Source organism: Stenotrophomonas daejeonensis, from assembly GCF_001431505.1.
GTDB classification, from domain to species: Bacteria; Pseudomonadota; Gammaproteobacteria; order Xanthomonadales; family Xanthomonadaceae; genus Stenotrophomonas; species Stenotrophomonas daejeonensis.
Window position 1 is genome coordinate 1 of the sequence record NZ_LDJP01000033.1, and the last position, 7,579, is coordinate 7,579.

Annotated in this window: 7 protein-coding genes and 1 pseudogene; 7 read left to right on the forward strand and 1 reads right to left on the reverse strand. The window is 71.0% G+C overall.

The window, feature by feature from the left end:
• Nucleotides 1-290, reverse strand: a 290-nt coding sequence (locus ABB34_RS06330; RefSeq protein WP_425478967.1) for a methyl-accepting chemotaxis protein, incomplete at its 3' end; no start/stop codon positions are given.
• On the opposite strand from ABB34_RS06330, the pseudogene ABB34_RS06335 reads away from it, so the two are divergent.
• From ABB34_RS06335 to ABB34_RS06365, 7 genes and pseudogenes are all read left to right on the forward strand, one after another.
• Nucleotides 172-860: pseudogene (locus ABB34_RS06335) on the forward strand (methyl-accepting chemotaxis protein); the annotation flags it as partial. The gene ABB34_RS06330 and the pseudogene ABB34_RS06335 sit on opposite strands and share 119 nt — an antisense overlap.
• Entirely contained in the window at nt 788-1,633 is an 846-nt protein-coding gene (locus ABB34_RS06340) for a CheR family methyltransferase (protein ID WP_057640409.1), read from the forward strand. The pseudogene ABB34_RS06335 and the gene ABB34_RS06340, both read left to right, overlap by 73 nt.
• A 2-nt stretch (nt 1,634-1,635) precedes the next feature.
• Nucleotides 1,636-2,226 carry a chemoreceptor glutamine deamidase CheD gene (gene cheD, locus ABB34_RS06345; RefSeq protein ID WP_425478968.1) on the forward strand — a complete coding sequence of 197 codons (591 nt, stop codon included), beginning with the start codon at nt 1,636-1,638 and terminating at the stop codon, nt 2,224-2,226.
• The gene (locus ABB34_RS06350; RefSeq protein ID WP_057640411.1) at nt 2,223-3,293 is read left to right on the forward strand and encodes a protein-glutamate methylesterase/protein-glutamine glutaminase; all 1,071 of its coding nucleotides are present in this window, start codon (nt 2,223-2,225) and stop codon (nt 3,291-3,293) included. The genes cheD and ABB34_RS06350 overlap by 4 nt, the downstream gene beginning before the upstream one ends.
• A gap of 21 nt (nt 3,294-3,314) precedes the next feature.
• Nucleotides 3,315-5,516, forward strand: a complete 2,202-nt coding sequence (locus ABB34_RS06355) for a sensor domain-containing protein (protein WP_057640412.1) — start codon at nt 3,315-3,317, stop codon at nt 5,514-5,516.
• 56 nt (nt 5,517-5,572) lie between these two features.
• Nucleotides 5,573-6,373, forward strand: coding sequence for a YggS family pyridoxal phosphate-dependent enzyme (locus tag ABB34_RS06360; protein ID WP_057640413.1), 801 nt, complete (start codon nt 5,573-5,575; stop codon nt 6,371-6,373).
• Nucleotides 6,374-6,450: 77 nt separating this feature from the next.
• A complete protein-coding gene (locus tag ABB34_RS06365) occupies nt 6,451-7,461 on the forward strand; it encodes a restriction endonuclease (RefSeq protein ID WP_057640414.1) in 1,011 nt (336 codons plus the stop codon).
• The last annotated feature ends 118 nt before the right edge of the window (nt 7,462-7,579 follow it).

The following is a 7,579-nucleotide window of genomic DNA, read 5'->3' on the forward strand; positions in this document are numbered from 1 at the left end:
GCTGCGGGTTCGGCCGCGGGGTGGAGCGCGGGGCGGTTGGTCTTGGAGGCGATGCCTTCGATGACGCTGATGATGACGGCGATCGTCGTCGACGAGGCCTCGATGGCCGACATGGTGGTGACGACGTGGCCGATGATGTCGCCACCTTGGGAAGCCACGACGTGCGCGCCCTGCGCGAGTGGGTTGGCCGGGGGGGGATGCTCGGCGTTCTGTCGCACCGAGGTGGTCTGTTCCTTGATCGAGGCCTCGTCGAAGAAGATCGCCGACATCATCAGCGTCATCGACGGCATCGCCTTCCAGACCAACATCCTCGCGCTCAACGCCGCGGTGGAAGCCGCGCGCGCCGGCGAGCAGGGCCGCGGCTTCGCCGTGGTCGCCAGCGAGGTACGCACGCTGGCGCAGCGTTCGGCCGGCGCCGCCAAGGAGATCAAGGGCCTGATCGAGGATTCGGTCGGCAAGGTCGCCGATGGTTCGCAGCTGGTGCACCAGGCCGGCAGCACGATGGGCGAAATCGTCAGCTCGGTGCAGCGGGTGACCGACATCATGGCCGAGATCTCCGCCGCCTCGCAGGAGCAGAGCGCCGGCATCGAGCAGGTCAACCAGACCGTCACCCAGATGGACGAGACCACCCAGCAGAACGCCGCGCTGGTGGAGGAAGCCACCGCCGCCGCGCGCGCGATGGAGGAACAGGCCGTCGCCCTGGCCGAGGCCGTGGCCGTGTTCAAGCTGGAAGCCACCCGCCCTCCGGCACGCAGCCTGCCGACGGCACGTTGAGGCCACCACCATCATGTCCCTGCCCGCCCCCGTCTCCCGCGACTTCGAGTTCAACGACCGTGACTTCCGCCGCGTCTGTGAGCTGATCCACCAGCGTGCCGGCATCGCCCTGGCGCCGGCCAAGCGCGACATGGTCTACGGCCGGCTGTCGCGGCGGTTGCGGGCACTGGGCATGCACACCTTCCAGCAATACCTGGACAAGCTGGAGCGCGACGGCGGCGGCGAGTGGGAGGCGTTCACCAACGCGCTGACCACCAACCTGACCTCGTTCTTCCGCGAGCCGCACCACTTCGAGAAGCTGCGCGAGGAACTGCAGGCGCGCGCCAACCGCGCGCCGCTGCAGATATGGTCGTGCGCGGCCTCCACCGGCGAGGAGCCGTACTCGCTGGCGATCACCGCCTGCGAGACCTTCGGCACCCTGGCCCCGCCGGTGCGCATCATGGCCACCGACGTGGACACCCAGGTGCTGGCCACCGGCGCGCAGGGCGTGTATGCGCTGGACCGCATCTCCGGCCTCGACCCGGCGATCAAGCGCCGCTACTTCCAGCGCGGCACCGGCCCCAACGCCGGCAAGTGCCGGGTGGTGCCGGCATTGCGCCGGCTCATCGAGTTCCGCCAGCTCAACCTGCTGGCGCCGCGCTACGATGTCGGCGGCCCCTACGATGCGCTGTTCTGCCGCAACGTGATGATCTATTTCGACAAGCCCACCCAACGCGCGATCCTGTCGCGGCTGGTGCAGCACATGGGCGACGACGGCCTGCTCTACACCGGCCATTCGGAAAACTACCTGCACGCGGCCGACCTGATCCAGCCCTGCGGGCGCACCCTGTACCGCCGCGCCAAGGGGGCCGGCGCATGAACATGCCCGCCGCCCCCGACCAGGTGATGCGCTACCGCGACGCGCGCTTCAACACCATCACCGCCAAGCTGCTGCCCACCCAGTACCTGGTGGTCGACGACGACACCGCGCTGACCACCACCCTCGGCTCCTGCGTGGCCGCCTGCATCCGCGACCCGGTGCTGAAGATCGGCGGCATGAACCACTTCATGCTGCCCGACGGCAACGTCGGCGACGGCGCGCCCGCACGCTACGGCAGCTATGCGATGGAATTGCTGATCAACGACCTGCTCAAGCGCGGCGCCCATCGCAAGCGGCTGGAGGCCAAGGTGTTCGGCGGCGGCAACGTGCTCAAGGGCTTCACCAGCAACCCGGTGGGCACCCGCAACGCCGAGTTCGTGCGCGAGTACCTGCATGCCGAGCACATCCCCATCGTCGCCGAGGACCTGCTCGGCATCCACCCGCGCAAGGTCTGGTTCTTCCCGCAGACCGGCAAGGTGATGGTGCAGCGCCTGCCGCACGCGCATGAGGCCGAAGTGGCCGCCGCCGAATCGGCCGTGCGCGCCCGCCTGTCCAAAGCCCCGGTCACCGGTGGCGTGGAGTTGTTCGAATGAGCCCGCAACAGCCCTGCCGTGTACTGATCGTGGACGACTCGGCGCTGGTCCGGCAGATCCTGAGCGACCTGCTGGCCCGCGACCCCGGCATCGAGGTGGTCGGCACCGCCTCGGACCCGTTGATCGCCCGCGACAAGATCAAGCGGCTGAACCCGGACGTGCTGACCCTGGACGTGGAAATGCCGCGCATGGACGGGCTGGCCTTCCTGGAAAGCCTGATGCGCCTGCACCCGCTGCCGGTGGTGATGGTGTCCTCGCTGACCGAGCGCGGCGCCGACACCACCCTGCAGGCGCTGGCGCTGGGCGCGGTGGATTTCGTCGCCAAGCCCAAGCTCGACGTCGCCCGCGGGCTGGAGGGTTACGCCGAGGAAATCTGCGCCAAGGTCAAGGCCGCCGCGCGCTCGCGGGTGCGGGCGCTGGCCGCGCCGTCGCAGCCCAAGCGCACCCTGGACGCGCTGCCGGCCGGCAGTTCCCCGTCGCTCAAGTTCCGCACCACCGACCGCCTGATCGCCATCGGCTCCTCCGCCGGCGGCACCGAGGCGCTGCGCGTGGTGCTGGAGATGATGCCGGCCGACGCCCCGGCCATCGTCCTCACCCAGCACCTGCCGGCCAGCTTCAGCAGCGCCTTCGCCGAACGCCTGGACCGCCACTCGGCCATGTCCGTGCGCGAGGCCAGCGACGGCGAAGCGATCCTGCCCGGCCACGCCTACCTGCCGGTCGGCGGCCGCCACCTGCGCATCATCCGCGACGGCGCCCGCTGGCGCTGCCGCATCGACGACAGCGCGCCGGTGAACCTGCACAAGCCGGCGGTGGACGTGCTGTTCCGCTCGGTCGCGCAGAACGCCGGCGCCAACGCGGTCGGCGCCATCCTCACCGGCATGGGCGACGACGGCGCCCGCGGCCTGCTGGAAATGAAGCAGGCCGGCGCCCGCACGCTGGTGCAGGACGAGGCCACCAGCGTGGTCTGGGGCATGCCCGGCGCCGCGTTCAAGCTCGGCGCCGCCGACGAAGTGGTGCCGCTGGAGCAGGTCGCCGCACGCCTGCTGGCCTGGTCGCAACAGGGCTGACCCACCCGCCCGGGAACAGGCATGACGGCAACCGATCCACCCGCCGCGACACCCCATGCGCCCGACGCCGGCACGCCGGCCCCTGCCCCCGACGCCGGGCAGCAACAGCGGATGCGGCAGTTGTCGCAGGCGCTGGACTGCAGCGACAACGGCGTCGTCCTGTGCGACCGCAACGCCCGCATCCACTACATCAACGAAGGCTTCACCCGCATGTTCGGCCATCGCCCGGACGAGGCGATCGGCAAGCGCCCGCGCGACCTGATCCGCGGCCCGCACACCGAACCGGCGACGCTGGAGCAGCTCGGCGCCCGCCACCGCGCCGGCCACGCCCACCGCGAGGACCTGCTCGGCTACCGCAAGGACGGCAGCCCGCTGTGGCTGTCGGTGGTGGCCACGCCGCTGGGCGGCGACGACGGCCTGCTGGTCAACGTCTTCACCGACATCACCGCCGCCAAGATCCACGAAGTGCTCAGCGGCAAGGTGCTGTACGCGCTGGTGCACGAGGAACCGCTGGCGGCGACCGCCGCGCTGGTGTGCCGCGAGATCGAGCGCGTCGCCCCCGACCTGCTGGTTTCCGTCGCCCGCCACGAGGCCAACGGCGAGCTGCAACTGCTCGCCGCGCCGGGGCTGCCGCCCGCGTTCGGCATTTCCGCCACCTGCCCGCTGGTCGCCCAGCGCGGGCGGCCGGTGGAAGTGCCTGATCTGGGCGCCGACCCGGCCTGCGGCAACTGCCATGCGCAGGCGTCCGCGCTGGGCCTGCGCGCGTGCTGGTCGTACCCGATCCGCTCGACCTCCGGGCAGGTGCTGGGCGTGCTCTCCTTCCACAGCCGCCACCCCGGCCAGCCCTCGCCGTGGCACCGCAAGCTGGCCGAACTCGGCCAGTACCTGTGCGCACTGGCGCTGGAACGCGAGCAGGCGCGCTCGCGCATGCACCGGCTGGCGTTCTACGACGTGCTCACCGGCCTGCCCAACCGGGTGATGTTCAGCGCCCTGTGCGAACAGCCGCTGCAACTGGCCGAGCAGCAGCCCATGCCGATGGCGCTGCTGTTCGTCGACCTGGACCGTTTCAAGCGCCTGAACGAAAGCCAGGGCCACGCCGCCGCCGACGGCCTGCTGCGCGACCTCGCCCACCACCTGCAGGAACTGGCCGGCGCCGAGGCCGTGGTCGGCCGCCAGGTCGGCGACGAGTTCGTGCTGCTGGTGCCGCAGTGCCCGCAGCACCGCGCCGCGCTGTTGTGCGAACAGCTGCTGGCGATGATCGCCGCCCCGCGCGTGGTCGGCAGCATCACCGTCCATGCCAGCGCCAGCATCGGCGTGGCGATGTACCCGGAGGACGGCCGCGGCATCGACACCCTGCTGCAGCATGCCGACCTGGCGATGCGCCGGGCCAAGGACGAGGGCGGCGCCCGCTTCCGCTTCTTCAGCGCCGACATGAACCGGCTGGCGCAGGAACGCCTGCTGCTGGAAGCCACGCTGCGCGACTCGCTGCGACACGGCGGACTGCGCCTGCATTACCAGCCACAGCTGCACGGCGACGGCGGCCTGTACGGCGCAGAGGCGCTGCTGCGCTGGAAGCACCCGCACCTGGGCGACATCCCGCCGGCCCGCTTCGTGCCGCTGGCCGAGGAATGCGGGCTGATGACGCCGTTGAGCTACTGGGTGCTGGAGGAAGCCTGCCGCCAGCTGGCCGACTGGCACGCGCGCGGCATCGCGGTGCCGCGCGTGGCGTTGAACCTGTCGGCCAGCACCTTCGAGCAACCCAGGCTGGTCGAGCAGGTGCGCGGCCTGCTGCAGCGCCACCACCTGCCCGCCGCCGCGCTGGTGCTGGAAATCACCGAGGGCGTGATGCTCTCCGAGCAGCCGCAGGTGCCGGCCAACCTGCACGCGCTGCATGCGCTGGGCGTGCAGCTGTCGCTGGACGACTTCGGCACCGGCTATTCCAGCCTCAGCCACCTGCACCGCCTGCCGATCAGCGAGATGAAGCTGGACCGCAGCTTCATCGGCGAGATCGGCCACGACCCGGCCGCCGCCGCGCTGATCCTGTCGGTGCTGCGCATCGGCGAGAGCCTGGGCAAGCACGTGGTCGCCGAAGGCGTGGAAACCGAGCAGCAGCGCCGCTTCCTGATCGACAACGGCTCGCCGGTACTGCAGGGCTACCTGTACGCCCCGGCCTTGCCGGCCGATGCGTTCGAGCGCTGGCTGCACGAGCGCGCATCCACCTGAGCGCGCGCAGGCGGGATAATGCGCGGCAGCACCAAAGCCGCCCAAGGAGCGCCCCCATGACTGCCACCGGCACGGACACCCCCACCCGCCACGACCAGCACGGGCGTTACCCGCGCGCGGAAACCGCCGACGACTTCCGCCACAACCTGGCCGCGGTCCGCGCCCGCATCGACGCCGCCTGCCGCCGCACCGGGCGCGATGCGGCCGGCGTGCGCCTGCTGCCGGTCAGCAAGACCATCGACGAGGCGCGCATCCGCCAGGCCTACGCCGCCGGCTGCCGCTTCCTCGGCGAGAACAAGGTGCAGGAAGCCCACCACAAGTGGGAGGCGATGCAGGACCTGCACGACCTGCACTGGTCGGTGATCGGCCACCTGCAGACCAACAAGGCCAAGCTGGTGGCGCGCTTCGCCAGCGAGTTCCAGGCGCTGGACAGCCTGCGCCTGGCCGAGACGCTGGACCGCCGCCTGCAACTGGAAGGCCGCCAGCTGGACGTGTTCGTGCAGGTCAACACCTCGCAGGAGGACAGCAAGTACGGGCTGGCCCCGGCCGAGGTGCCGGCCTTCGTCCGCGAGCTGCCGCAGTTCTCCGCGCTGCGCGTGCGCGGGCTGATGACGCTGGCGCTGTTCTCCGAGGACACCGCGCGCGTGCGCGCCTGCTTCGTGCGCCTGCGCGAGCTGCGCGAGCGCGTGCGCCAGGACGCGCCGGACGGCATCGGCCTGGACGAGCTGTCGATGGGCATGTCCGGCGACTTCGAGATCGCCATCGAGGAAGGCGCCACCGTGGTGCGCGTCGGCCAGGCCATCTTCGGCGCGCGCGCGGTGCCCGACAGCCATTACTGGCCTGCCAGCGGCAGCTGAATGCAGCGTCGGTTTCACGCCCTGCGCTCACCCAAAGTCACTAAACTTCCCCGCCGCATCCTCATCCGGAACGACCGATGTTCTCCTGGCTCCTGGCCCTGCTGCTCGCCCTGACCCTCTGGGGCCTGACCTCCGCCTGGCTGTGGCTGGTCAAGCGCCGCAACACCGAGAACCAGCACGGCCTGGCCGCGCTGGCCGGCATGCGCTGGCGCGAGTTCTCGCAGATCGTGCACCGCGCCATGAGCGAGCAGCGCAACCTGCACGAACTGGTCAACGACGAGGAAAGCGCGGACCGCCGCACCAGCAGCGACTTCCTGATGGAAGGCAAGGAGCGCTGGCTGATCAGCTGCAAGCACGGCCGTGCCTACCGGCTGGGCGCGGCCTCCATCACCGAAATGGCCACCGCCCAGCAGCTGACCGGCGCCGGCCGGGGCGTGCTGATCACCGAGGGCCGGGTCGAGCGCGATGGCCTGGCCGCGGCGCAGAAGCATGGCATCGAGGTACTCGACGAGCGCAACCTGTGGCGGGCGCTTGCACCCTTCGTGCCCGATGACACCCGCCAGGCCGTCGTCGGCGTCGCCCGCCGCGAAGCCATGCGCCAGACCGGCATCGCCGCATTGGGCGCGCTCACCGTGGGCCTGCTGGCCGGGCTGGGCTACCAGACGACGCTGCACGGGGACGACGCGCCGCCGGCCCGTGCCGCCGGCGCTGCGGCCATCGCCCCCGACAAGCCTCCGGCTGCGGCCGCGCCCGTCGCCGCCGGAACCGAAGCGGCCACGCCGGCCCCTGCCGTCGACGACACCGCGATGGCCGCCGAAGACCTCGTCCAGAACCCCGACGCAGCCACCTTGCTGCGCTACCAGCAGGCCGTCTCCAAGAAGCTGGCCGGCACCCCCGGCGTCATCAGCGGCATCTGGCTGACCCGCAGCACCCTGTCGATCGAACGCAGCGCCGACGACGCCACGGTATGGCCGCTGATCTGCCGCGAAGTCGAGCGCTACCCGGCCCTGCGCACCACCCGCATCCAGCTCAATCCCCGCCCCGGCACCGACGAACCGGTGCGCTGGCGGCAGTGCAGCACCATCTGAACCACCGCCCCATCCTTGCCTCGATCTGATTAGCGTTGACTTTCAGCTTGTCTCCTCTCCCTTGCTCGCGTAGCGAGTAGGGGGGTGAAGGCGTGTTGCTTGCGAACCACCGGTTCGC